At 61.1% G+C, this 24,776-nt stretch carries 21 protein-coding genes; 9 read left to right on the top strand and 12 right to left on the bottom strand.

Translation table 11 applies throughout. The features are described 5' to 3' along the window. Window positions 1-33 precede the first annotated feature (33 nt). The 6 genes from clpX (at window position 34) to PFLQ2_RS29980 (ending at window position 7,709) form a co-directional block, all read left to right on the top strand. Complete coding sequence (gene clpX, locus PFLQ2_RS10535; RefSeq protein WP_003183176.1) at window positions 34-1,317, top strand: ATP-dependent Clp protease ATP-binding subunit ClpX; 1,284 nt, start codon at window positions 34-36, stop codon at window positions 1,315-1,317. Between the two features lie 161 nt (window positions 1,318-1,478). Beyond that, window positions 1,479-3,875, top strand: coding sequence for an endopeptidase La (gene lon / locus PFLQ2_RS10540; RefSeq protein ID WP_003183172.1), 2,397 nt, complete (start codon window positions 1,479-1,481; stop codon window positions 3,873-3,875). Window positions 3,876-4,022: 147 nt separating this feature from the next. Further along, window positions 4,023-4,295 (top strand): HU family DNA-binding protein, encoded by a 273-nt coding sequence (locus PFLQ2_RS10545; protein WP_003183171.1) that lies wholly within the window; start codon window positions 4,023-4,025, stop codon window positions 4,293-4,295. Between the two features lie 224 nt (window positions 4,296-4,519). After that, window positions 4,520-6,391, top strand: coding sequence for a SurA N-terminal domain-containing protein (locus tag PFLQ2_RS10550; protein ID WP_003183166.1), 1,872 nt, complete (start codon window positions 4,520-4,522; stop codon window positions 6,389-6,391). A 221-nt stretch (window positions 6,392-6,612) separates the two neighbouring features. Continuing rightward, window positions 6,613-7,452 carry a DUF2242 domain-containing protein gene (locus PFLQ2_RS10555; protein ID WP_003183164.1) on the top strand — a complete coding sequence of 280 codons (840 nt, stop codon included), beginning with the start codon at window positions 6,613-6,615 and terminating at the stop codon, window positions 7,450-7,452. A 74-nt stretch (window positions 7,453-7,526) separates the two neighbouring features. Next, a complete protein-coding gene (locus PFLQ2_RS29980) occupies window positions 7,527-7,709 on the top strand; it encodes a hypothetical protein (RefSeq protein ID WP_083455164.1) in 183 nt (60 codons plus the stop codon). A gap of 31 nt (window positions 7,710-7,740) precedes the next feature. Here PFLQ2_RS29980 and PFLQ2_RS10560 read toward each other — a convergent pair whose 3' ends face one another. Together PFLQ2_RS10560 and PFLQ2_RS10565 are read right to left on the bottom strand one after the other, a co-directional pair. Then, entirely contained in the window at window positions 7,741-8,778 is a 1,038-nt protein-coding gene (locus tag PFLQ2_RS10560) for an AraC family transcriptional regulator (RefSeq protein ID WP_003183160.1), read from the bottom strand. A gap of 2 nt (window positions 8,779-8,780) precedes the next feature. Continuing rightward, complete coding sequence (locus PFLQ2_RS10565) at window positions 8,781-9,911, bottom strand: carbon-nitrogen hydrolase family protein (protein WP_003183158.1); 1,131 nt, start codon at window positions 9,909-9,911, stop codon at window positions 8,781-8,783. A 246-nt stretch (window positions 9,912-10,157) separates the two neighbouring features. Here PFLQ2_RS10565 and PFLQ2_RS10570 point away from each other — a divergent pair, with 246 nt between their 5' ends. After that, complete coding sequence (locus PFLQ2_RS10570; protein ID WP_003183157.1) at window positions 10,158-12,197, top strand: FAD-dependent oxidoreductase; 2,040 nt, start codon at window positions 10,158-10,160, stop codon at window positions 12,195-12,197. A 185-nt stretch (window positions 12,198-12,382) separates the two neighbouring features. Then, window positions 12,383-13,291, top strand: coding sequence for a 1-aminocyclopropane-1-carboxylate deaminase/D-cysteine desulfhydrase (locus tag PFLQ2_RS10575; RefSeq protein WP_003183154.1), 909 nt, complete (start codon window positions 12,383-12,385; stop codon window positions 13,289-13,291). 7 nt (window positions 13,292-13,298) lie between these two features. Here the strand turns inward: PFLQ2_RS10575 and PFLQ2_RS10580 are convergent, their stop codons facing one another. Together PFLQ2_RS10580 and PFLQ2_RS10585 are read right to left on the bottom strand one after the other, a co-directional pair. Continuing rightward, a complete protein-coding gene (locus PFLQ2_RS10580; RefSeq protein ID WP_003183152.1) occupies window positions 13,299-13,847 on the bottom strand; it encodes a cytochrome b in 549 nt (182 codons plus the stop codon). Window positions 13,848-14,033: 186 nt separating this feature from the next. Continuing rightward, a complete protein-coding gene (locus PFLQ2_RS10585) occupies window positions 14,034-15,440 on the bottom strand; it encodes a type VI secretion system Vgr family protein (protein ID WP_003183150.1) in 1,407 nt (468 codons plus the stop codon). A gap of 218 nt (window positions 15,441-15,658) precedes the next feature. Here PFLQ2_RS10585 and PFLQ2_RS10590 point away from each other — a divergent pair, with 218 nt between their 5' ends. Continuing rightward, the gene (locus PFLQ2_RS10590; protein ID WP_003183149.1) at window positions 15,659-16,363 is read left to right on the top strand and encodes a YebC/PmpR family DNA-binding transcriptional regulator; all 705 of its coding nucleotides are present in this window, start codon (window positions 15,659-15,661) and stop codon (window positions 16,361-16,363) included. Between the two features lie 4 nt (window positions 16,364-16,367). Here the strand turns inward: PFLQ2_RS10590 and PFLQ2_RS10595 are convergent, their stop codons facing one another. The 8 genes from PFLQ2_RS10595 to PFLQ2_RS10630 all read right to left on the bottom strand — a co-directional run bounded on the left by PFLQ2_RS10595 (window position 16,368) and on the right by PFLQ2_RS10630 (window position 24,689). Beyond that, window positions 16,368-17,720 carry a leucine-rich repeat-containing protein kinase family protein gene (locus tag PFLQ2_RS10595; RefSeq protein WP_003183147.1) on the bottom strand — a complete coding sequence of 451 codons (1,353 nt, stop codon included), beginning with the start codon at window positions 17,718-17,720 and terminating at the stop codon, window positions 16,368-16,370. Between the two features lie 277 nt (window positions 17,721-17,997). Continuing rightward, window positions 17,998-19,059 carry an ABC transporter substrate-binding protein gene (locus tag PFLQ2_RS10600; protein WP_003183146.1) on the bottom strand — a complete coding sequence of 354 codons (1,062 nt, stop codon included), beginning with the start codon at window positions 19,057-19,059 and terminating at the stop codon, window positions 17,998-18,000. Between the two features lie 17 nt (window positions 19,060-19,076). Continuing rightward, on the bottom strand, window positions 19,077-20,192 hold the full coding sequence (locus PFLQ2_RS10605) for an NAD(P)/FAD-dependent oxidoreductase (protein WP_003183144.1): 1,116 nt from the start codon (window positions 20,190-20,192) through the stop codon (window positions 19,077-19,079). Continuing rightward, complete coding sequence (locus PFLQ2_RS10610; RefSeq protein ID WP_003183142.1) at window positions 20,189-21,544, bottom strand: NAD(P)/FAD-dependent oxidoreductase; 1,356 nt, start codon at window positions 21,542-21,544, stop codon at window positions 20,189-20,191. Before PFLQ2_RS10610 ends, PFLQ2_RS10605 begins: the two co-directional genes overlap by 4 nt. 154 nt (window positions 21,545-21,698) lie before the next feature. Beyond that, window positions 21,699-21,989 (bottom strand): (2Fe-2S)-binding protein, encoded by a 291-nt coding sequence (locus PFLQ2_RS10615; RefSeq protein ID WP_003183140.1) that lies wholly within the window; start codon window positions 21,987-21,989, stop codon window positions 21,699-21,701. 7 nt (window positions 21,990-21,996) lie between these two features. Continuing rightward, the gene (locus PFLQ2_RS10620) at window positions 21,997-22,791 is read right to left on the bottom strand and encodes an ABC transporter permease (protein WP_003183138.1); all 795 of its coding nucleotides are present in this window, start codon (window positions 22,789-22,791) and stop codon (window positions 21,997-21,999) included. Between the two features lie 6 nt (window positions 22,792-22,797). Then, window positions 22,798-23,667 carry an ABC transporter permease gene (locus tag PFLQ2_RS10625; RefSeq protein WP_003183137.1) on the bottom strand — a complete coding sequence of 290 codons (870 nt, stop codon included), beginning with the start codon at window positions 23,665-23,667 and terminating at the stop codon, window positions 22,798-22,800. After that, on the bottom strand, window positions 23,664-24,689 hold the full coding sequence (locus PFLQ2_RS10630) for an ABC transporter ATP-binding protein (protein WP_003183135.1): 1,026 nt from the start codon (window positions 24,687-24,689) through the stop codon (window positions 23,664-23,666). The genes PFLQ2_RS10625 and PFLQ2_RS10630 overlap by 4 nt, the downstream gene beginning before the upstream one ends. Window positions 24,690-24,776: the final 87 nt, after the last annotated feature.

The raw sequence follows: 24,776 nt of genomic DNA, 5'->3' as shown, positions 1-24,776 counted from the left end.
GTGTTGCAAGCCTATCGGATTTGGATCGATCGAATGACTGACACCCGCAACGGCGAGGACAACGGCAAACTGCTTTATTGCTCCTTCTGTGGCAAAAGCCAGCATGAAGTACGCAAATTGATTGCCGGCCCCTCGGTCTTCATTTGCGACGAGTGCGTCGACCTGTGCAATGACATCATCCGCGAGGAGGTGCAGGAAGCCCAGGCCGAAAGCAGCGCGCATAAGTTGCCTTCGCCTAAAGAAATCAGCGGCATCCTTGACCAATATGTAATTGGTCAGGAGCGTGCGAAAAAAGTACTGGCCGTAGCGGTGTACAACCACTACAAGCGCCTGAACCAACGTGACAAGAAAAATGACGACGTCGAACTCGGCAAAAGCAACATCCTGCTGATCGGCCCGACAGGCTCGGGTAAGACCCTGCTTGCTGAAACCCTGGCCCGCTTGCTGAACGTTCCGTTCACCATCGCCGACGCAACCACCCTTACCGAGGCTGGCTATGTGGGTGAGGACGTCGAGAACATCATTCAGAAGCTGCTGCAGAAATGCGACTACGATGTGGAAAAGGCCCAGATGGGCATTGTCTACATCGACGAAATCGACAAGATTTCCCGCAAGTCCGATAACCCGTCCATCACCCGGGATGTTTCCGGCGAGGGCGTGCAGCAGGCCTTGCTCAAGTTGATCGAAGGTACGGTCGCTTCCGTTCCGCCCCAAGGCGGTCGCAAGCATCCGCAGCAAGAGTTCCTGCAGGTCGACACCCGCAACATCCTGTTCATCTGTGGTGGCGCGTTCTCTGGCCTGGAAAAGGTTATCCAGAACCGTTCCACTCGTGGCGGCATCGGTTTCAACGCCGAAGTGCGCAGCAAGGAAGAAGGCAAGAAGGTGGGCGAATCCCTGCGTGAAGTCGAACCTGACGATTTGGTCAAGTTCGGTCTGATCCCGGAGTTCGTCGGTCGTCTGCCGGTCCTGGCCACGCTGGACGAGTTGGATGAAGCGGCATTGATGCAGATTCTGACCGAGCCGAAAAATGCGTTGACCAAGCAATATGCCAAGCTGTTCGAGATGGAAGGCGTAGACCTGGAGTTCCGTTCCGACGCGCTGAAGTCGGTCGCCAAGCGTGCCCTGGAGCGTAAAACCGGTGCCCGTGGGTTGCGCTCGATTCTGGAAGGTGTATTGCTCGACACGATGTATGAAATCCCCTCGCAATCCGAGGTGAGCAAAGTCGTGATCGACGAAAGTGTGATAGAAGGCAAGTCCAAGCCACTGTATATCTACGAAAACAGTGAGCCGGCTGCCAAGGCCGCACCGGACGCTTAAGCGTCCGACCGGCGGAACAAAGAAGGGGCCTTCGGGCCCCTTTGCTTTTTGCGCGATTTAGACGCGTCTTGGCGCTTGTTTTTTTTCAAGCCTGCCCCCATCTTGGTTTCAAGCTTACTCCCATCTGTTTCCGGCCTTAGGGCCGCCGTAGAGGCGAAATCATGAAGACAACCATCGAATTGCCTCTCCTGCCATTGCGTGATGTCGTGGTGTATCCGCACATGGTTATCCCGCTGTTCGTGGGGCGCGAGAAGTCTATCGAAGCCCTCGAGGCTGCGATGACGGGTGACAAGCAGATTCTTCTGCTGGCTCAGAGAAATCCTGCTGACGACGATCCCGGCGAAGACGCGCTGTATCGCGTAGGTACGATTGCAACGGTCCTGCAGTTGCTCAAGCTGCCCGATGGCACCGTCAAGGTGCTGGTCGAAGGTGAGCAACGCGGTGCTGTCGAGCGTTTCAGTGAAGTGGACGGCCATTGCCGGGCCGAAGTGTCGCTGATCGAAGAAGTCGATGCACCGGCGCGCGAATCCGAGGTGTTTGTCCGCAGCCTGCTGTCTCAATTCGAGCAATACGTGCAGTTGGGCAAGAAGGTGCCTGCGGAAGTGCTGTCGTCGCTCAACAGCATCGACGAGCCTGGCCGTCTGGTCGATACGATGGCGGCCCACATGGCCCTCAAGATCGAACAGAAGCAGGAAATTCTCGAGATCGTTGATTTGTCGGCTCGTGTCGAACACGTGCTGGCATTGCTCGATGGTGAGATTGATCTGTTGCAGGTCGAAAAACGCATTCGTGGTCGCGTCAAGAAGCAGATGGAGCGCAGCCAGCGCGAGTATTACCTGAATGAGCAAATGAAGGCCATTCAGAAAGAGCTCGGTGATGGCGATGAAGGTCACAACGAGATCGAAGAGCTGAAAAAGCGCATCGATGCGGCCGGCCTGCCCAAGGATGCGCTCGCCAAGGCCCAGGCTGAGCTGAACAAGCTCAAGCAGATGTCACCAATGTCTGCTGAAGCGACTGTCGTGCGTTCCTACATCGACTGGCTCGTCCAGGTGCCATGGAAAGCCCAGAGCAAGGTGCGCCTGGACCTGGCGCGCGCCGAAGACATCCTCGACGCCGACCATTACGGGCTGGAAGAGGTCAAGGAGCGCATCCTTGAGTACCTCGCCGTGCAGAAGCGCGTGAAGAAGATTCGTGGCCCGGTTCTGTGCCTGGTCGGTCCTCCTGGGGTTGGTAAAACTTCCCTGGCCGAGTCGATTGCCCACGCTACCAATCGGAAATTCGTCCGCATGGCCCTCGGCGGCGTACGCGATGAAGCGGAAATTCGTGGTCACCGTCGGACTTACATCGGTTCGATGCCAGGAAGATTGATTCAAAAGATGACAAAGGTGGGGGTGCGCAACCCGCTGTTCCTTTTGGATGAAATCGACAAGATGGGCAGCGACATGCGCGGCGATCCAGCGTCTGCGTTGCTCGAAGTGCTCGATCCGGAGCAGAATCACAATTTCAACGATCATTATCTTGAGGTCGATTACGACCTGTCCGATGTAATGTTCCTCTGCACCTCCAACTCCATGAACATTCCGCCAGCGTTGCTGGATCGGATGGAGGTGATTCGTCTGCCGGGCTACACCGAAGACGAGAAGATCAACATCGCCGTGAAGTACCTTTCGCCCAAGCAGATCCAGGCCAATGGCCTGAAGAAAGGCGAGCTGGAGTTCGACGAGGAAGCGATTCGCGACATTATCCGCTACTACACCCGTGAAGCCGGTGTGCGTGGTCTGGAGCGGCAGATTGCCAAGGTCTGCCGCAAGGCGGTCAAGGAGCATGCGCTGGAAAAACGCTTCGCGGTCAAGGTCACTTCGGACCTGCTGGAGCATTTCCTGGGTGTGCGTAAATTCCGCTACGGCCTGGCCGAGCAGCAGGACCAGATCGGTCAGGTGACCGGCTTGGCGTGGACGCAGGTCGGCGGTGAGCTGCTGACCATCGAGGCGGCTGTAGTGCCGGGCAAGGGGCAGTTGATCAAGACCGGCTCCCTGGGCGACGTGATGGTGGAATCGATCACGGCGGCACTGACAGTGGTTCGCAGCCGTGCCCGCAGCCTGGGGATCCCGCTGGATTTCCATGAGAAGCGTGACACGCATATCCATATGCCGGAAGGGGCTACGCCCAAGGATGGCCCAAGCGCAGGCGTAGGCATGTGCACGGCCCTGGTGTCGGCATTGACCGGTATTCCGGTGCGCGCCGATGTCGCCATGACGGGTGAAATCACACTGCGTGGTCAGGTATTGGCCATTGGTGGCTTGAAGGAAAAACTGCTGGCGGCTCACCGTGGCGGGATCAAGATTGTGATCATTCCCGAAGAGAACGTGCGTGATCTGAAGGAAATTCCTGACAATATTAAGCAGGATCTTCAAATCAAACCTGTTAAATGGATTGACGAGGTCCTGCAAATTGCGCTGCAATACGCGCCGGAGCCCTTACCGGATGTGGCTCCGGAGATTGTCGCGAAGGATGAAAAGCGAGAGTCTGACTCTAAGGAAAGAATTAGCACGCATTAATACGCATTTGCCTGGGGGGCTTCCTTGACAGTTTTTTAGAGCCCTTGTTATAAAGCGGCTCTTAAGTGTTTGCAGGCCATTCAGCGCTCGTTTTTGCATTACCAAAAAAACTTAGAATCATCTCAAAATAGATAAAGGGGACTTAGAGTGAACAAGTCGGAACTGATTGATGCTATCGCTGCATCCGCTGATATCCCGAAAGCTGCTGCTGGCCGTGCGCTGGACGCTGTAATCGAATCCGTCACTGGCGCTCTGAAGGCTGGCGACTCCGTGGTTCTGGTTGGTTTCGGCACCTTCTCCGTAACTGATCGTCCAGCGCGTACCGGTCGCAACCCGCAGACCGGTAAGACTCTGGAAATCCCTGCTGCCAAGAAGCCAGGCTTCAAAGCTGGTAAAGCGCTGAAAGAAGCCGTTAACTAAGGTTTCGTTGAGTTTATCCGGGTCGGGGTCATGCCTGGCTTGGCAGCGGAGCGGTAATACGGCCGGTTGCAACCGGTCTGGCACGCCAGGGCTTGCAGGTTCGAGCCTGGTCCGCTCCGCCAGTTACGAGAAGGCGCATCCTCGGATGCGCCTTTCTTCTATCCGGATTCTACCCACGCTCCACGGTTGCCTAAATTTGAAGTTCAACCGTTTCTGGGGGACGCATGCTGCAGAATATCAGGGACAATTCACAAGGCTGGATTGCCAAAACCATCATCGGGGTCATCGTCGCATTGATGGCGTTGACCGGTTTCGATGCCATTTTCAAGGCCACTACCAACAGCAACGACGCGGCGAAGGTCAACGGCGAAGAAATCAGTCAGAACGAACTGAGCCAAGCGGTCGACATGCAACGCCGTCAGCTCATGCAACAGCTGGGCAAGGATTTCGACGCCTCCCTGCTGGACGAGAAAATGCTGCGTGATTCGGCGCTCAAGGGCCTGATCGATCGCAAGCTGTTGCTGCAAGGCGCACACGACGCAAAATTCGCTTTTTCCGAAGCCGCGCTGGATCAAGTGATCCTGCAGACGCCTGAATTCCAGGTAGAGGGCAAATTCAGCCCTGAACGTTTCGACCAGGTGATCCGCCAGCTGGGCTACAACCGTATGCAGTTCCGCCAGATGCTGGCTCAGGAAATGCTGATCGGCCAGCTGCGCGCAGGTCTTGCTGGCAGCGGTTTCGTCACCGATGCGCAGGTGTTGGCGTTCGCCAGGCTGGAAAAACAGACTCGTGATTTCGCCACCCTGAACATCAAGGCCGATCCGTCGTCCGTGAAGCTGACCGATGAAGAGGTCAAGGCTTACTACGACAAGCATGCCAAGGAATTCATGACGCCCGACCAGGTGGTCATCGACTACCTCGAACTGAAGAAAGCCTCTTTCTTCGATCAGGTCAGCGTGAAAGATGAAGACTTGCAGGCGGCCTATCAGAAGGAAATCGCCAATCTGTCCGAACAGCGTCGAGCTGCGCACATTCTGATCGAGGTGAACGATAAGGTCACCGAAGCCCAGGCCAAGGCGAAGATCGAGGAGATCCAGGCTCGCTTGGCCAAGGGTGAGTCGTTCGAAGCACTGGCGAAGGAGTTTTCCCAGGATCCGGGCTCGGCCACCAACGGTGGCGACCTCGGTTATGCCGGTCCAGGCGTCTACGATCCAGAGTTCGAGAAGGCCTTGTATGCCCTGAACAAGGATCAGGTTTCGGCGCCGGTTCGCACCAGCTTCGGTTTGCACCTGATCAAGCTGCTGGGCGTCGAAGCACCTGAAGTGCCGACCTTTGCAAGCTTGAAAGACAAGCTGACCCGCGAGCTGAAAACCCAGCAGGTCGAGCAGCGTTTCGTAGAAGCAACCAAGCAATTGGAAGACGCCTCGTTCGAAGCCTCCGACCTGGCGCAACCGGCCCAGGATCTGAAGCTGACCGTTCACACATCGGCACCGTTCGGTCGTGAAGGTGGTGACGGGATTGCGGCCAACCGTGCCGTGGTAACCGCTGCGTTCAGCCCGGAAGTGCTGGATGAAGGCGCTAACAGCACCGCTATCGAGCTGGACCCGGAAACCGTCGTGGTGTTGCGTGCCAAGGAGCACCGCAAGCCTGCGCAATTGCCGCTGGAAAGCGTCGCAGGGCCTATTCGTGCACAACTGGCCAAGGAACACGCCAGTTCGGCTGCCAAGACCCGGGCCGACGAGTTGATCGCCAGCCTGCGTGATGGCAAGACGGCGCTGAATAAGCCAGTCGACGGCCAAGCCTGGAAAGCCACTGAAGCGGCGACCCGTAACCAGGAAGGCATCGACCCGGCCGTGTTGCAGGCATTGTTCCGGATGCCCAAGCCTGATTCCAAGGACAAGCCGACGTTCACCAGCGTGACGTTGCCTGACGGCGGCCTGGTGGTGGTGCGTTTGAACGGCGTGAACGAAGCGGCGGCACCGACCGAGCAAGAGAAAGCCGAGTATCGCCGCTATCTCGCGTCCCGTGTCGGCCAGCAGGACTTCGCTGCTTACCGCAAGCAGTTGGAGAGCCAGGCGGACATCAAGCGTTTCTGACGCTTGTGGTCAATCAAACAGGACCCCGGCCGAAACGCCGGGGTTTTTTGTTTCTGCTTTTTGCCTTTTGGGCAGGGTGTTCGTCGATCCGGCGGGTGAATGTCTTTTTCCTGCAAACAACCCCCAGTAGACTTGTAACCCCTTTGAAACAAGATTAGCCACGCTGCCTGGCGGCGTTCTGTTGCACAATACGCCCCGGACCGTTTTTCTCAGGATGTTCAATGTTCAAATCATTTCATACGCGCACCATCGGGCTTGCATTGGTGTTGGTCGCCGCAGCCGGTTGCTCGTCCAAGAAAGCTGCCATTTATGAGCACGAGAATTTCGACGACTCCGGGACGTTTTCGCGCACTTATCCGGTGAGTGACGCCGCGACCTGCGAAGCCGGGCGCCGGGCGCTGCTCAGCCAGGGCTACATCATTACCAGCAGTGATCCGAAGTTGGTCAGTGGGCACAAGAGCTTTCAGCAGACCGGTGACACGCACATGGAGATCAGTTTCAACCTGGTCTGTGCCGAAGATGGCGGAGCCGGGCACCGTGCAACCATGTTCGCCAATGCCTTGCAGGACCGTTACGCCCTGAAGAAGACCAACAACTCCGCCAGCCTTGGCGTGGGCGTACTGGGCTCGGTATCGATGCCGATCGGTTCGTCGGATGATTCGATGGTCAAGGTCGCCAGCGAAACGGTATCGGCCGCGAAGTTCTATGAGCGTTTCTTTGCGTTGGTAGAGTTGTTCCTTCCGCCAGAGGCGAAAAAGGCTGCCCAGGACGCCGAAAAACCGAAAACTGAGCTGGGGATCCCGGAAACCAAGGCCGAGCCGGCGGCGCTGGCGCCAGAACCCGCACCTGGCATCGTGCAGGACGCTGCGGCGCCAGCCCCCGTTGAACCGGCCGCCGCCGTGTCGGAACCGGTCGCACCGCCAGTCGAGCCAGCGCCAATTGCGCCGGCTGAGCCTGCCGCGCCGGTAGGCCCGGAGTCGACAATGGAAGCGGTCACGCCGCCGCCTGCGAGCACCTTGCCGGCTCCGAGCGAATCGATCCAGGCGCTCCCCGCGTACTGAGGCCACTGGCGAGGAAGACATTCCTTGTCACGCCTTCAGGCGTTAACTTCCCAACGCTGTGCTACGTTTAATTGATGAAGCCTGTGCTTCATATTTTATTCATAAAGCAGCTTTATGCTGATTCCAGCGCCATCAGGGCATTGGTTTCGATAACAGGGGAAGGACGCGTAATGGACGATTATCAGGAAGAGCTGCTGGAATACCAGGCGTATGAACTGGACCCGCTGGAACCCGCCGAAGATGCCACGGAGCTCTGAGGCGACTGCTGGCAAGCGGCAAGCTTGAAGCTCAGTTGATCCGGTGGCCGCGACGAAACTCTCCCGGCGTCTGGTCGTTCCAGCGCTTGAAGGCACGTTGAAAGGCCTCGGCTGAGGCGAATCCCAGCAAGTAGGCGATTTCACCGAACGCCAGTTCAGTATCGCGTATGTAGGTCATCGCCAGGTCGCGGCGGGTGTCGTTGAGGATGGCGCGAAATTGCGTGCCTTCTTCGGCCAGCTTGCGACGTAGCGTCCAGGTCGGCAATTTCAGGCGAGCCGCCATTTCTTCCAGTCCGGGTTCCCGACCGCCGTTGAGCAATGGCCCCAGCATCTGGATGATGCGTTCACGCAGGCTGCGCGTGCGGGTCAGCTGTTCCAATTCCCGTTCGCACAACTGAAGCAGGTGTTGCCAGGTACTGGGGCAATGCTGCGGATTGCGTTGGGCGAGGCTGTCCAGGCCCAGGCGCAGTTGGTTCTGTTCGGCGCCAAACTGGATCGGGCAGTCACCGAGGATGCGGTAGGCATCCATATAGACCGGTTCTTCGAATTCGATGTCGATGCGTTCGGGGCGCAGCGCGACGCCACCGACGCTGGAGAGTTGCGCAAGCCAGCCGGCGATTATCGAATCCACGACGAAGCGGTTATAGGCGTTGTAGGGGTTGATGGAATAGAACCTTAGCCAGGCGCCGCGGGCATCCTCATGAAAACTGGACTGGCCGCGGTAGTTGGAGCCATACAGCGGCTCGAAGCGGGTCATGCAACGGGCTGCCTCTCGCACGGTCGGTGCCTGGGCTGCGGTAACACCCGCTAGCCCTGCCTGGCTCAGACGGCTCAGCCGACCCATGCGCAGGCCCAGGGCCGGATCGTCGGTCAGTTGAATCGCGGCATGCCCCAGGCGCATGTAGCGTGGGATCGACAGCCTTGCGCCGGGCTCGGCCAGGCGCGCCGCATCGAGGCCGTACTGTTCAAGCAAGGGCAGGGGGTCCTGGCCGTGGCTGGCAACCGCATCGGCCAGGCTGTGGACGAAGCCCACCGACAAGTCCCCCAGGCGCATTGGTTGTGGCTTCATGTTCACAGCCACAGGTTCAGCAGGCGGGCGCCACGGGCTTCGCCATCAGGGAACTGTTGGCCGTTGTGGCTGATAAAACTCTGGCCGGCGCTGCCGCTGTCCCAGAACTGGCCGCGCAGGAACACGCTGACGCCTCCGCGGGCCTGACTGATTGGCAACTGGCTGATCAGTGTCAGGCGATGCCAGGCCTGGCCTTCACTCACTTCTCCGGGCTTGAGGCTCACTTCGCTTGGCGTGGACAAGCCTTTGTAACCGCCCCAAGGCTTGTCCCATGTGCCTCGGCCAGTGACGAACGCGGGCACCGCTATCAATTGGGCGCCCTGGTCGTTGAGCTGCCGGTAGTGGACCGGGTACCAACTGTCGCTGCCGATCAGCACGCCCAGGCGTCCGGCAGGCGTATCGACGACGTGAGTCGTATCCGGCGGGGCAGCCCCCAGCACATCCTGCTGCTCGAATACTGGATGACGCTGGCGTTGGGGCTGGCCGATTGGCCGACCGTCGCTGCCGAACACCAGGCTGGCGTTGTACAGGGCGCCGCGGCCAATTTTCAGTTCGCCCTCGCTGACGCTGGGCTCGGGCAATACGATGGACCCTGCCACCAAGGTGACGCCGAATTCCTTGGCCAGCCCGCCGAACAGTGCCTGATAGTCATGGGCCATGCGGTCGGCTTTCATGCGCAGATAGGCATCGTCGAGTCGGTTATCCCCCTGGGCACTGACCAATGCTCGGATAAAGGCCAGCGGGTTGCTGGCTGCCAGCCAGTTCATGGCCTCCTTCAACGTGGCGGCCTGATACAGCTCGTCCTTTTCATCGTTGATCATCAGCCATGTGCCGATGTGCTCGGGCAGCACGACGACGGTCTTTTCGTTGAGAAAACCCTGGTCGCGGGCAGTTTGCAAATAGGCCGCCAGTTTTCGATGCAGGCGCTCGGGGCTTTGGTAGTCGGTGGGGAACAATTCAGGCTGGATGCCCAGCAGGTTGCCGCGGTCGGCGGGAGCGCCCTGGTCGACGGCCAGGTTGATCCGCAGGTCTGACAGGTAATGACCCGCCGGGCGATCCGTCGTCCACAGTGCATAGGTGACGAGGACGGCCATCAAGGCCAGTGAGAACAGCAGGTACAGAATTTTGCGCATGGGGACAGTCAGCGGCCGTTTGCAGGTGCGTGATTTTTCATCAGGAACTAGGGGCAGGTTACGGTAAAACAAAGGATTAGCGAAGGGCGCGCGCTTATTGTAGTCCCCAGGAGTTGCGCATTTTGATCATCAACTTGTCAGTTACGGTCATTGAGCGGCTGCACACCGGCTCTTAGTCTGTCGGCATGACTGAGGGAAGCCGCAGAGCTTCCGCATTTTCCGTGATCGCCCGTTGTGGAGTTACCGATGACCGCCTCCCATTACCCGCACTTGCTGGCTCCGTTGGACCTGGGTTTCACCACGTTGCGCAACCGAACCTTGATGGGTTCGATGCACACCGGTCTTGAAGAAAAGCCCGGCGGCTTCGAACGCATGGCGGCGTATTTTGCCGAGCGCGCCCGTGGCGGCGTCGGCTTGATGGTCACCGGCGGTATCGGGCCGAATGATGAAGGGGGCGTTTACTCCGGTGCCGCCAAGCTGACTACTGAAGAAGAAGCGCTCAAGCATCAAATCGTGACCCGCGCGGTTCATGAGGCCGGTGGCAAGATCTGCATGCAGATTCTCCATGCCGGGCGCTATGCCTACAGCCCCAAGCAAGTGGCTCCCAGCGCGATCCAGGCGCCAATCAACCCATTCAAGCCCAAGGAACTGGACGAAGAGGGCATCGAGAAACAGATCAGCGATTTTGTTACCTGCTCGGTTCTGGCCCAGAAAGCGGAATACGACGGCGTCGAGATCATGGGCTCGGAAGGTTATTTCATTAACCAGTTCCTGGCCGCCCACACCAACCACCGTACCGACCGTTGGGGCGGTAGTTATGAAAACCGCATGCGCCTGCCGGTGGAAATCGTCCGTCGGGTGCGCGAAGCGGTAGGCCCGAATTTCATCATTATCTTTCGTCTGTCGATGCTCGACCTGGTGGAAGGTGGCAGCGCCTGGGATGAAATCGTCCAATTGGCCAAGGCCATCGAGCAAGCCGGTGCGACGATCATCAACACCGGCATCGGCTGGCACGAGGCGCGGATTCCGACCATCGCCACCAAGGTGCCGCGGGCCGCGTTCAGCAAGGTCACGGCTAAACTGCGCGGCTCGGTCAGCATCCCGCTGATCACCACCAACCGTATCAACACCCCGGAAGTGGCCGAGCGGATCCTGGCCGAAGGCGATGCCGACATGGTGTCAATGGCGCGCCCCTTCCTGGCGGATCCGGACTTCGTCAACAAGGCTGCTGCCGGTCGCAGCGATGAGATCAATACCTGCATCGGCTGCAACCAGGCCTGCCTCGACCACACCTTTGGCGGCAAGCTCACCAGTTGCCTGGTGAACCCACGGGCGTGCCATGAGACGGAACTCAACTACTTGCCGACAACCCAGGTGAAGAAAATCGCGGTGGTGGGTGCCGGCCCGGCTGGATTATCCGCTGCCACCGTGGCGGCCGAGCGAGGGCACCAGGTAACGCTGTTCGATGCGGCCAGCGAAATCGGCGGCCAGTTCAATATCGCCAAACGCGTGCCAGGCAAGGAAGAGTTTTTCGAAACCTTGCGTTACTTCAATCGCAAGTTGCAGACCACCAACGTGGAACTGTGCCTCAACACCCGGGTGGATGTGGCGCAATTGGTGGCGGGCGGTTACGACGAGATCATTCTCGCCACCGGTATCGCGCCGCGCGTCCCAGCGATCCCCGGCGTCGAGCACGCCAAGGTATTGAGCTACCTGGACGTAATCCTCGAGCGCAAGCCAGTGGGCCGCAGCGTGGCGGTAATCGGCGCCGGTGGCATTGGCTTCGACGTCTCGGAATTCCTGGTTCACCAGGGGGTTGCCACCAGCCTGGACCGCGAGGCGTTCTGGAAGGAGTGGGGGATCGATACCCAGCTCCAGGCCCGAGGCGGCGTGGCGGGGATCCGGGCAGAGCCCCATGCGCCGGCACGCCAGGTGTTTTTGTTGCAGCGCAAGAAATCCAAGGTCGGCGATGGCCTGGGCAAGACCACTGGCTGGATTCACCGCACGGGGCTGAAGAACAAGCAGGTGCAGATGCTCAACAGCGTTGAATACCTGAAGATCGACGACGAAGGCCTGCACATTCGCATCGGCGAAACCGGCGAGCCGCAAGTGTTGCCGGTGGACAACGTCGTGATCTGCGCCGGCCAGGATCCGCTGCGAGAGTTGCAGGAAGGCTTGGAGGCGGCGGGGCAGAACGTCCATCTTATCGGCGGTGCCGACGTGGCGGCGGAGCTGGATGCCAAGCGGGCGATTAACCAGGGTTCGCGCTTGGCGGCGCAGTTGTAAGGCGCAGACCGGTAGAACGGCCCATTCCCCCTGAGGGAGCGAGCTTGCTCGCGATGACGACGGTACATTCAGCAACGATTCAAGCTGGACTGCCGCTATCGCGAGCAAGCTCGTTTCCACCGGGGAACGGCTTGAAGTCGCATCCAGCTGCTAAGATGCCGGCATCTTTCTCCCGGCCCGCCGCAATGCTGCTTCCCGCCCTCGACTGGCATCCCCAGCCCCGACTCGAACGCCTTCATCTGGACTGGCTAGCCCGTGCCGGAATTGAAGTCGCAGCGCTGCGTCTGGACCGTATCGATCTACTGATCAGCGGGAACAAGTGGTTCAAGCTTGTCCATCATTTGCGTGCCGCCCATGAGGTCGGTGCCGAGGGGATCATGAGCCTGGGCGGCGCCTATTCCAATCATTTGCATGCGTTGGCGGCGGCCGGCAAGCGCTTCGGTTTTCCAACGGTCGGGCTGCTGCGCGGTCATCCTCGGGAAACACCCACGGTGCTCGACCTCCAAGCGTTCGGCATGGACCTGCACTGGTTGGGCTACGGCGGATACCGTGGACGTCATGCTGCGGATTTCTGGGAGCCTTGGCGGGCGCGCTACCCAAGGTTGCATCCGGTGCCGGAGGGCGGTTCAGGCTTACCCGGCGCGCAGGGCTGCATGGCCTGGGTCGCCGATGCCCGCGAGCAGTTGGCGGCGTTGGGGTGGACGGATTATCACGGTTGGTGGCTGGCCTGCGGCACTGGAACGTCGCTGGCGGGGCTGGTGCTGGCCGAGGCCGGCAAGCGCCCGGTCTACGGTGTACTGGCCGTGCCCGAGGACCATGGCGTGGCGCAGCAGGTCGAACGCATCGTGGAGGCGGCGGGGCTCTCCAAGCCTCAATACACGTTGTTCGACGGTAGCCGTGGCGGGTTTGCCCAGGTCGATGGCGAACTGAGCGAGTTTATTCAGGCCACGGATGCCATCGAATTGGAGCCGCTGTACACCGGCAAGGCCTTGATGCTGCTCAAGGCACAGGTCGAGGCAGGGCGTCTTGCTCCGGGCACCCGCTTGATCTTTGTCCACACGGGCGGCTTGCAAGGCCGCCGAGGGTTTCAATAGCTGTCCATCAACCGCGTTTGGGCATCATCCGCAAGAGCGTGTTGTCGCGCACCACATAGTGATGGTACAGGCCCGCCAAGGCATGCAGGCCGATCAGCCAATAGCCGATAGTGCCGCCCAGCACATGCCAGCCTTCCAGTTGCTTGGCGAAATTCTTGTCCTGATCGATGAGCAACGGCAGATCGAAGCCGTAGAACATCACCTGGTGGCCTTCGGCACTGGTGATCAACCAGCCCAGCAGCGGCATGGCGATCATGAACAGGTACAACGCCCAGTGCATCAGGCGCGCCAGAAAGGTTTGCCATGCAGGCGAAGCCGGGAAAATCGCCGGTGCCTTGCCCATGCTGCGGGCGAACAGGCGCAGCCAGACCAGCAGGAACACCGTCAGGCCGAGCATGAAATGCGCTTCCTTGATCAGGGTCCGACCGCCGCTTCCCTTCGGAAATATGCCCCGGAATTCGATGCAGGCATAGACCACGGCCAGCAGGACCAGCATCAGCCAATGCAGGGTCACCGTGACGGTACTGTAGCGGCTTTCTGAGTTTTTCCAGGGCATTGCGGGTATCTCCAACTATCAGGGTAGAGCGCCGTCTTGAGCAGCGTTGTCGTCCACTGTATGCCGGTTTCGTTGGGTTTGCATGAGCCAGATCAGTTTTGCCGGCTCGGCCGGACAATGGATGATGGGTACTAGGGTGGTAGAGCTGCCAGGTGGCAACGCCATTCAGCGGACCCCGGCGTTGCGTCAGGGGTTGAGGTCTGGCGGGTTCAGGAGCCAGTCCAGCAGCGGCCCCGGGTCACTACTGCCCCGAGGTGGTTTGGGTGGCGCGGCGGCCGGTCCTGCGCCGGAATCGATCGCTCCCGGGCACAACACCGGTCGGTCGGGGTCGCCGTCGAGGAAACTCACCAGCACTTCGCTGCCGGCCACCAGCACAGGGCTGCCCGCCTGTGTCAGCCGCGACACGGGCAGCGTGATGCTTTCTTGGCCCGGCCTCCACAGGTTGACCGTGACGTGGCCGTGCTCATCGGTCATGACCGGTTGGCCGGCGCGTCCTGGCACATGAGCCAGATGGTACCCGGGGATGCAGGGCTTGGGCTGTTTAAGGGCTGGCCTGAATACGGTGGACCAGGGAATTGCAACGAACCGGTTGCGGTATGCCCCGCCCGGCGGGATGGCGGGCAGGTTCGGTTCAAGAATCGAGAACTGCCGCCCGCGATGCTGCACCTCGGTGATCAGCCATTGATCGTTGAAGGTGGAAACCGGATGCCCGGACACCTGGACGATGTAGCCGCTGCCCAGGGTCGGTTGGGTGCTGTGGCCGTGGATCTCCCGTTGTCGGCAGCGCAACCGTTCAAGGTGGCGGCGAACAGTCTGGTAACGGTGGGCCAGCACCGGGTCGCCACGCAGGGCCTCGTGGCCGGCGTCGCCAAGATGTTGATTCGCCGCCATGGATTGCGCATCGGTCATGCCCCGGTCACTGAACCCGAAGGGCGGGTCGGGCCTGACATGATGGTGACGCATATACATCCGCTTGATGGCCGGTTGCAAAGCATCGCTGGACCGAACAGGCAGCTCGATCACCTGGGCGGGAAAGCTTTTCGGGTCCTCGGCGAACACCAGCACGTGGCCCTGGGGAGCGTGTTCGAAGTGGTAGTGAATGCCTTCTGCTTCGCATAACCGCTGCAAGAACGCCAGATCGCTTTCCTCGTATTGGATGCAGAACGGCTGTCGCGGGTATTGCCCGTGAGGCAGCTCGAAACGGTAACTGCTGGGGGGCAGCGCGTTTTCCTCCAGCAGACGCTGCAGCACCTGCACGACGCTGAGCCCGGAGAACACCCGTCGCCGTGGGTCTTGTTCCAGGCGCTGCAAGTACGGAACCAGCGTGATGCGATAGCCGACCCGGTGCGCGCCCCGATCGCTCAGGCTGACACTCTGAACGACGCCATGAATGCCCGATTCGCTCTCCAGGCGCAGGAAGGCCGGTTGTCCCAGCAGCCTGTCCGGGTTCAACGCAGGTGCCAGGCCGATCAATTCGAGTTCGAATCGGTAGGGTTGGTTAAGGGCTTCGCGGCCATTGAACCGCAATACTTGCAGCTGCAAGTCGCTTTGCGTGAGTGTCAGGCTGAAGGGGCTTTCCGTGTCGTTGCGCATCGCGACTCTCAGGTACGGGAGAAAGGCGCAGAGGGTACGAAACCGCAGGGAGGAACGCTGCGGGGAAGGCTCTATTTCAGAAAAGCCCTACGACACGCTGTGAAAATGTTGATTCCATCGGCTGAATTTTTTGGTCGATCAGCCGGTTTAGGCCGTATAAACTTGCGCCACAGCGCCGGCCGGCAGATGTCTCGGCGCGTCAGACAAGAGAGTGAGTAATGGGCGCACAGTGGAAGGTTAAACACAAAGAAGCGGCTGCCAACGCCAAGGGCAAGATTTTCGGCAAGTTGGTGAAAGAAATCACCATTGCCGCGCGTAACGGCGCCGATACCGCCACCAACGCACACTTGCGCCTGGTGGTCGAGCAGGCGAAAAAGGCCTCGATGCCCCGCGAGACCCTGGAGCGCGCGATCAAGAAAGGTTCCGGCCAGCTCGGTGAGACCGTGCAATACCACCGCGTCACCTACGAAGGGTTCGCCCCGCATCAGGTGCCGCTGATCGTCGAATGCGTGACTGATAACATCAACCGTACCGTTGCCGAGATCCGTGTCGCGTTCCGCAAGGGCCAACTGGGCGCTTCGGGTTCGGTGGCGTGGGACTTCAACCATGTCGGCATGATCGAGGCCGCACCGGACAGCCCGGATGCCGATCCAGAAATGGCGGCCATCGAGGCGGGCGCGCAGGATTTCGAGCCAGGTGAAGACGGCGCGACGCTGTTCCTGACCGACCCGGCTGACCTCGATGCGGTGCAGAAAGCACTGCCGGAGCAGGGTTTTACCGTCTTGTCGGCCAAGCTCGGCTATCAGCCGAAAAACCCGGTCAGCGGTTTGACCGACGAGCAGATGGCCGAAGTCGAAGCCTTCCTCGAGGGCCTCGACAACCACGATGACGTGCAGGACATGTTTGTCGGGTTGGCCGGTTAAACGACTACACCCCATCCACTGTGGCCAGGGAGCTTGTTCCCTTGCCACGGTTGCGCAATATACCTTCAATCTCATCGAACCCCGGTCGCGCCAGCACCTCTGGCTGACAGCAGCGCGCCTGTAGGTCCTGCAACGTGGTCAGTTCCACGGCATTGAGCACCGGTTCGATCCGCGCCAACAATTCCTCCAACAAAATCCCGAAGGCCCGTACCTCGATGCGTTGCAGTGCGCGGGTTTGCACGCTGTCGGCAATGGCGTGGAACGACGCCGCGCCAAAGTCCCCCAGCAGGCAGTGGCCTTGATCATTGAACAAAATATTGTGCCCGTAGAGATCCCCATGGGTAATGCCCTGGCGATGCAGGTGCGCTGCCACCGAGGCGATGCCGTGGGCCATGCGCAACGCCACCGGGGCGCTCAGGCTTAGCCCGTCGGCATACACATCGCGAGTGCACGATGCCAGGCTCGGCAACCCGGCCAGGTTGCGGTAGCTGGGCTCGATCAGTGCCATCACCAGGCCGGCCTGTTGCTCGGGATGCCCGTCGACCTGGCCCAGCACATCAATCAGGTTCGGATGCTGTCCAGCAGTGATGCAGGCATGCATTTCGTGCAATGGCGAGCCGTCGCTGGTCATCTGGCCCTTGTACAGTTTCACCGCGACGTTGCAGGCGACTTGGCCCGGCGATTGCCACAGTGCCTGGTGAATGACCCCGGATGCGCCTTTGCCCAACTGTTGTTGCAGGTCCAACTGCGACCAGTCGATGAGCGTCGTTGTATTCAACGCCGCGGCGTCGGCCTGGGTTTCCAGCGGGTTACCGGCGTAGGCCAGCCAACTGAGGCTCGGCAGTTCCAGCAACCACTGCGGCAGTTCGGTCAATTGGTTGGCGGCGATGCGCAACAGTTCGAGGCGATGACACTGTGCCAGGCTAGCCGGTAATTGCTGCAAACAGTTGCCGGCCAGCATCAGCTTCTGCAGATGCGGGCGCTGGCCCAGCTCCTCCGGCAATTGGGTAAGGTTGTTGTCGGTCAGGATCAGCCAGCGCAGCAGCGGCGGCAGTGCGGCACCGGTTACGCGCTCGATGCGGTTGGCCTTGAAACCGACCATGGTCAGCGCCGCGCAACGACCCAGGCATTCGGGCAGTTCAGTGAAGCGATTGTCCGAGCAGAACAGCACTCGCAGGCGGGTCAGCCGATGCAGGTCGTCGGGCAGCGTGTCCAGTGCGTTACCGCTGAGGTTGAGCACTTCGAGGGAATCGGCCAGGTCGAAGATTTCCCGAGGGAACTGCGTCAGGCCGCAGGCCAGGTCAAGCCGGGTGATGCCTGACAGCTGGCCGGCGCGGAGTTGGGCGAGGGTGTTCATGAAAGGGTTCGCTGTTGGTCAAGGGGCGGGCGCAACACCTGAAGCCGACCGCAGGCCTCGTGGCGAGGGAGTTTGCTCCCGCTGGGCTGCGAAGCAGCCCTGATCCAGGCACCGCGATCTCTCAGTCAGACCGGGTAGACTCATTCACGACGGCTTCGCCGCCGAGCGGGAGCAAGCTCCCTCGCCACAGGTCACTCATTCCGGTTCATTGGCATCAGTTATCAAGCCCAAGATGGCTGGCATGATAAAGGCAAAGCGCAGGCTGATGTTGAATGCTCTAGCGCTCGATGCTGCGGTTCCACCGTGCGTTCCAGGCCGGACGCTGTTCGTTGACCTGATCCCAATCCACGGCAATCGCCGTTTCCAGGTATTGCTTCATCGCCTCCACCTGGCCGCGGGTCTTGTCGGTGGTCGGCGTGTTGGGGTTGGACGGGATCTGGTCGCCTTCCTCCAGAGCGACGGCCTGGGCTTGGGGGCTCAGCAGGAATGCGGCCAGTTTTTGCGCCAGCTCAGGCTGCGTGTTTTGGGCGATGGCGCATTCGGCCACGTTGAGCACCACGGCGCCTTCCTTGGGTTGCGCGTACTCCACCGGCATGCCCTTGAGCTTGAGCGCGGTCACCTGGGTCGGCGTCAGCGGGAAGAGCGCGGCCTCGTCGGTCTGCAGCATTTCGGAAATCTTCGCCGAGCTCGGGATATATTCCAGCACGTTGCGCCCGACGGTGTTCGGCCACGCCTTGAAGCCCGGCTCGACGTCGGTTTCGCTGCCACCCTGGATCCGGTTGAACATCAGGAAACCGTGCAGGCCGAAGGTGGACGACGCCATCGATTGGAACACTACTTTATCCTTGAAGCGCGGGTCGGCCAGGTCCATCCAGGAAGTTGGCGCATTCCAGCCTTTTTCCTTGAATAACCGCGTGTTGTAGGCCAGCCCTGTCACCCCGAGGCTGACGGCCACGGCTTGGTCCTTGATGCGCCCCTTGGCCGGAATCTGGGCCAGGGTCGGGCTTTCCTCGAGCTTGTCGCACAGCCCCATGGCGATGGCGCGGTACATGATGCCGTCATCGAGGAACATCACGTGCATCTGCGGATTGCCTTTGCTGGCCTGGACCTTCGCCAGGATGTCGGCGGAGGTGCCGGGCACGATCACCACTTTGACGTTGTTGGCTTTTTCGAAGGACGGCAAGACTTTGTCGGCGTAGAGCCGCTCCATGGTTCCGCCGTTCATGCCCAGGTAAAGCGTCGGCTCGGCCAACGCCTGGGTGACCGGGAGCAGGGCGCCCAGGCAAGAGAAACCCAGCGAGCAGAAACCGAACAATGCACTGCGTTTGACGTTATTCATTGGCGCGACCTTCCTCATCAAGCAACGGAGATGGAGTGAAACCGGGTGATTGAAAACGCATCCAGCGACGTGGTTGAGGCGCCGCTACAGATGATCTCGGTGAGCGCCTGGCCCACCGCAGGACCGATCTGGAAGCCTGCGCCGGCAAAACCGAACGCATGCAAAAGACCGGGTTGGGTGCTGCTGTGGCCAATCACCGGCTGGCGATCGGGCAGGTAACCTTCGGTGCCGCTCCAGGTACGAATCGCCTGGGCGCCTTCCAGGAACGGGTACAGCTCGACCGCCTGGCGCAGGATTTCGATTACCGCGTTCTGGCCGGGACGGGCGCGTGCTTCGTCCAGGGCAAAACCCTGGCCGCCCCCCAAAACGCAGTTGCCCCGCGCGACTTGACGGGCATAGATGCCGCCGCCCTCCACGCCGGTGCTGGCGTTCATCACCAACGGCAACGGTTCGGTGACCAACATCGCCGGATGCCCGGCGTGCATCGGCACCGCTTCCCCGAACTGCGCGGCGAACTGGCTCGCCCAGGCCCCGGCACAGTTCAGCAGCCAGGGTGCGCGCAATGCCAGACCGGTTTTGGTGCGAACATCAAAGCGTTGGCCGTCATGCTCCACGACGCTGACAGCGCATTGTTCGCGAACCTGTGCGCCATGCCGGCGGGCTGCCTGGGCAAAGGCCGGCGATACCAGCCGTGGGTTGGCGTGGCCGTCGTCCGGGCACAACGATGCCCCGACCGCCACGGCGCCGACCCACGGAAACCGTGCGCGCAACGCTTCTCGATCGAGCAGTTGCAGATCGAGGCCAAAGCCCTGGCTGGCAGCGGCGTAGTCGTGCAGCGCTTGCAGGTCCCCAGCGCTACGGGCCAGCTTCAGATGACCGCTGCGTTGGTATTCACCGTCGATGCCGATCAGTTGGGGTAACTGGCTCCAGATTTCATGGGCCCGTTGCGACAAGGGCAACTGTGACAACGGCCGGCCCTGACGGCGCACGCCGCCGTAGTTGACGCCGCTGGAATGCGAGCCGCAAAAGTCCCGCTCGAGCAGCGCCACCCGGCGTCCGGCCTGGCTCAGGAACAACGCCGCCGAGGCGCCGACAATGCCGCCGCCGATGATCACCACGTCCACTTCGATCATGGCTCGACCTCCAGGCCGAACGGCACGGGCTTGATCGGCGCTTGGGCACGCAAGCGACCGATATTGGCGATGGGCCGGCCACTTTCCTGGGCAATGATTTCCGCCGCCGCAGCGCCGCACATCCGCCCTTGGCAGCGGCCCATGCCGACCCGGCAATGGGCCTTGACCCGGTTGATTTCCCAATGACCTTCGCCAACGACCTGGCGGATGTCGCCGGCGCTGACTTCCTCGCAACGGCAAATCAACACGTTATCGGCAACGTTGGCGGCCCAATTGTCTGGAAAGGCAAACGCACGCTCCAGGCCCTGTCGGAAATCGCCGATGCGCTCCAGCGATTGCTCCAGTTGGCCGCAACGCTGCGAGTCGGTCAGGTACCCCATGTCTTCGAGCAAGGCCAGGGCGGCCCGTTCACCGGCCATTTCGGCCGCGTCGGCGCCCATGATTCCAGCGCCATCACCGGCCAGGTAGACCCCCGGCACGCTGCTGCGCCCGGCGCGATCCCGTTGTGGCAGCCAGGCGCGGTTGAGGGCATTCCAGGAGAATTCGCAGCCCAGAAGGTCGGCCAGTTGGGTTTCGCTGCGCAAGCCGTGAGCGAAGGCCACTGCGTCGCAGTCGAGGGCATGTTCGCCCTTGGCGTTGCGCCATTTCAGCGACTGCACCCGGCGCTCTCCGTCCAGGCGCGACAGGCTCGCGCCTTGATGCACGCTGATACCATGGGCGGTCAGCCAGACGCGATAGTAGAGTCCTTTGGCGAGGGTGGCCGGTTGCGCCAGCAAGCCGGGCAGGGCGCGGACCTGGGCGCTGAGCGGGGAGCTGTCGAGCACGGCGACTACGTTGGCGCCGGCCTTGGCGTATTGATAGGCGACCAGGTACAGCAACGGACCGCTGCCTGCGAACACGACCCGTTCACCGATGGCGCAGCCCTGGAACTTCAAGGCGATCTGCGCCGCGCCCAGGCTGTATACCCCGGGCAGCGTCCATCCTGGCACGGGCAGGATCCGGTCGGTGGCGCCAGTGGCAACGATCACGCTGGCGTACTCGATGCGCTCGGCGCGGCCTGCTCGCAACGTATCCAGCAGGCCCGACTCGGCGTTCCACACCAAGGTGTCGGGACGGTAATCAAGCTGTTCGCGCAGCTTTTCCAAGGTCCGGTGAATCGCGCTGGCCTTGTGCGCTTCCAAGCCATAAAGCTTGGCTGGGGAGCGCTTGAAATTGGCCGGCTGCTGCCGATAAATCTGCCCACCGCCGCGACTGGCCTCATCCAGCAGGACAGGGTAAATGCCATGGGCGACCAGCGTCTGCGCGGCACGAATGCCGGCCGGGCCGGCGCCGATGATGACGACGGGTTTCATGGCCACCTCACTGGCAGTTCCGAGGGATCGGTGCTGTCGTCGAAGGCGCTTTCGCGAGCAAGCTCGCCGCCACATTTGATTTGTGGTGGACATGGATTTCCTGTGCGCGGCAGGACTGTGTGAGCGAGCTTGCTCGCGATGAGGTCCGCGCCGTTCATACGTGGCGCCCCGGCTCACGAATGACTTGCTGCCCAGCTTCGAGCAGGGTCGAGCAGGCGCGTACGCGGCGACCGTCGCCCAGGCGCACCCAGCAATCCTGACAGGCGCCCATCAAGCAAAAACCGGCCCGGGGCTCGGCGCTGAAGTCGCTGCCGCGCAGGTGTTCGCTGCAGGTCAGCACGGCGGTCAACAGCGTGTCGCCCAGCATGCCGATGGCCGGTTTGCCGTCGAGGGTAAAGTCCAGGGCCGGGCGGTCGCCTTCGGCCAGTCGTTTCAGCAGAGCCATGGCGCCCTCATTGTTTTCCTACCAGGACCCGATCCAGGCCATAGACCCGGTCGAGCAGAATCATGGTCAGCGCAGTGAGCGCAATGACCAGCGCCGACACCGCCGCCATCATCGGATCGATGGATTCGGTGGCGTACACATACATGCGCACCGGCAAGGTTTGCGTGGCCGGCGAAGTGACGAAAATCGACAACGTGACCTCATCGAAACTGTTGATGAACGCCAGCAGCCAGCCCCCGGCCACCCCCGGCAGGATCATCGGCAGGGTGATTTGCCGGAACAGCGTGAAACGTCCGGCCCCCAACGACTGCGCGGCTTGCTCGGCACTGCGGTCCAGGCCGATGGCCGAGGCAAGCACCAGGCGCAGTACATAAGGTGTGATCACCAGCACATGGGCGAAAATCAGCCAGGCGAAGCTGCCGTTCACGCCCATCAGCGCAAACAGGCGCAGCAGCGCCACCCCCAATACCAGATGCGGAATGATGATCGGTGAGAGGAACAGGCCGTTGAAAAAGTCCCGGCCGGGAAACTCGAGCCGGGTGATCGCCAGCGCTGCCGGCACCGCGATCAACGTCGCCAGCGAGGCCGCACTGAAGGCGAGGATCAGGCTGTTGTAGAACGCATCGATGAAGTCCGCACGCTCGAACACCGCCCGAAACCAGCGCAGGGAAAACTCTGTGGTCGGCAGGCTCAGGGTATTTTCCGGGGTGAAGGCAACCAGGCAGACCACCACCAGCGGCGCCAGCATGAACACCACCACCAGGGTATGAAACAACAGGGCGAAAGGACCGTTCCTGGACATGATTGATTACCCCAATGACTTCTTGTAGCGGCCTTCGATCATCCGGTTCCACGACAGCATGATCAGCAGGTTGAGCAGCAGCAGCGCGACGGCAATGGCCGCGCCCATCGGCCAGTTCAGCTCCGACAGGTACTGGTCGTAGATCAGCGTGGCGACCATCTTCAGGCGGCGTCCGCCGAGCAGGCCGGGAATGGCGAAGGAACTGGCGGCGAGGCCGAACACAATCAGCGTGCCCGACAGCACGCCGGGCATGATCTGCGGCAGCACCACCTTGCGGATTACCGTGAACTGGCTGGCCCCCAAAGACAGGGCGGCCTGTTCGGCGGCGGGGTCGAGTTTCTGCAACGAAGTCCAGACCGGGATGATCATGAACGGCAACATCACATGGACCAGGGCGATGACCACGGCGAATGGCGTATAGAGCAGCTTCATCGGCGAACCGCCGAAGGCTTGCAGGGCTTGGTTGACCAAGCCGTCGGCGCCGAGCAGCAGGCTCCAGCCGAACGCCCGCACCACCACTGAAATCAGCAGCGGGGTGAGGATCAGGATCAGGAAAATCGAACGCCATGGTGCGCCCATGCGGCTAAGGATGTACGCCTCTGGCACGCCGATCAGCACACAGAGAATGGTGGTCAGGGCACTGATCCAGAATGTGCGCAGGAAGATCTCGTAGAAGTACGGATCGCCCAGCAGGCTGGTGTAGTGGTCGAAGGTGTAGGCGCCGCCATCGATGCCCGAGCTGTAGTCGAAGACGTTGAACGACAGCACCAGCGTCAGGCCCAGGGGAATGACCAGCAGGCCCAGGTACAAGGCCAGGGCTGGTGCCGACAGCAAGTAGCCTTGGCGTCCCCGGCGCACGGCATCGAGCAGTTTCATGCCGACACCTCGTCCACGCTCAGTACCCGCAGCAATGCGGGGTCCCAATCCAGGCCCACGACGGTGCCCTCGTTCATGGGCGCGGAACCGTCGTTGCGCCGCACCACGCAGAGTTCGCCCAGCGGAGTCGAGACGCCGTAGAGCCATTGGCTGCCAAGAAAGAAGCGGCTGACGATGGTGCCTTGCAGATGGCCTGAGCCGGACGCCAGCAGGTCGATTTTTTCCGGGCGCAAGCTCAGGGTCAGGTCGGCGTTGCCCTCGCTGCAAACCTGAACCACGCCTGCACTGTCACGCACGCCAGGCAGCAGATTGGCCTTGCCGACGAAGCCGGAAATGAATTCGGTGCGTGGGTGTTCGTAAAGTGTGTAGGGGGCGTCGATCTGGGTGATGCGTCCGGCCTGCATCACCACGACGCGATCACTGATGGACAGCGCTTCGGCCTGGTCATGGGTCACCATCAGCGTGGTGATGCCGACCTCGCGCTGGATGCGGCGGATTTCGTACTGCATCTCCTCGCGCAGGTTGGCGTCGAGGTTGGACAGCGGCTCGTCGAGCAGCAGCACTGGCGGCTCGATCACCAGCGCCCGGGCCAGGGCCACGCGTTGGCGCTGGCCGCCGGAGAGTTCCCGTGGGTAGCGTTCGGCATGCTGGTCCAGGCGCACCAGCTTCAACACTCGGTCCACCCGTTGTTGCAGTTCGGCGCTGGCCACTTTGCGCATGCGCAGGCCAAAGGCAACGTTGTCCCTGACCGTCATGTGGGGGAACAGTGCGTAACTCTGGAACACCACGCCCAGGCCTCGGCTGGCGGGCTTGGCGTGGGTAATGTCGCGACCATCCAGCAGAATGCGCCCGCTGCTGGCTTCGACGAAGCCGGCGATCATTTGCAGGGTTGTGGTCTTGCCGCAGCCGGAAGGCCCCAGCAGTGAGACAAATTCGCCTTTCTCCACCGAGAGGTCGGTGGCAACCACGGCGTCGATATCGCCGTAACGTTTGCCAAGTCCTTCAAGTTGCATGAAAGCCATCGCTGCGCTCCACCTGAAATTGTTATGCGTCGCCGCAAGGCGCGCTTTTTTGTATGGGCAGATACGAAAGGGTGCTGCGGGGTGCGT

The sequence above is a fragment of the Pseudomonas fluorescens Q2-87 genome (assembly GCF_000281895.1).
Lineage (GTDB): Bacteria > Pseudomonadota > Gammaproteobacteria > Pseudomonadales > Pseudomonadaceae > Aquipseudomonas > Aquipseudomonas fluorescens_S.
Note: the sequence above shows the minus strand (reverse complement) of the source record. Positions and strands in the feature narration are given on the sequence as shown.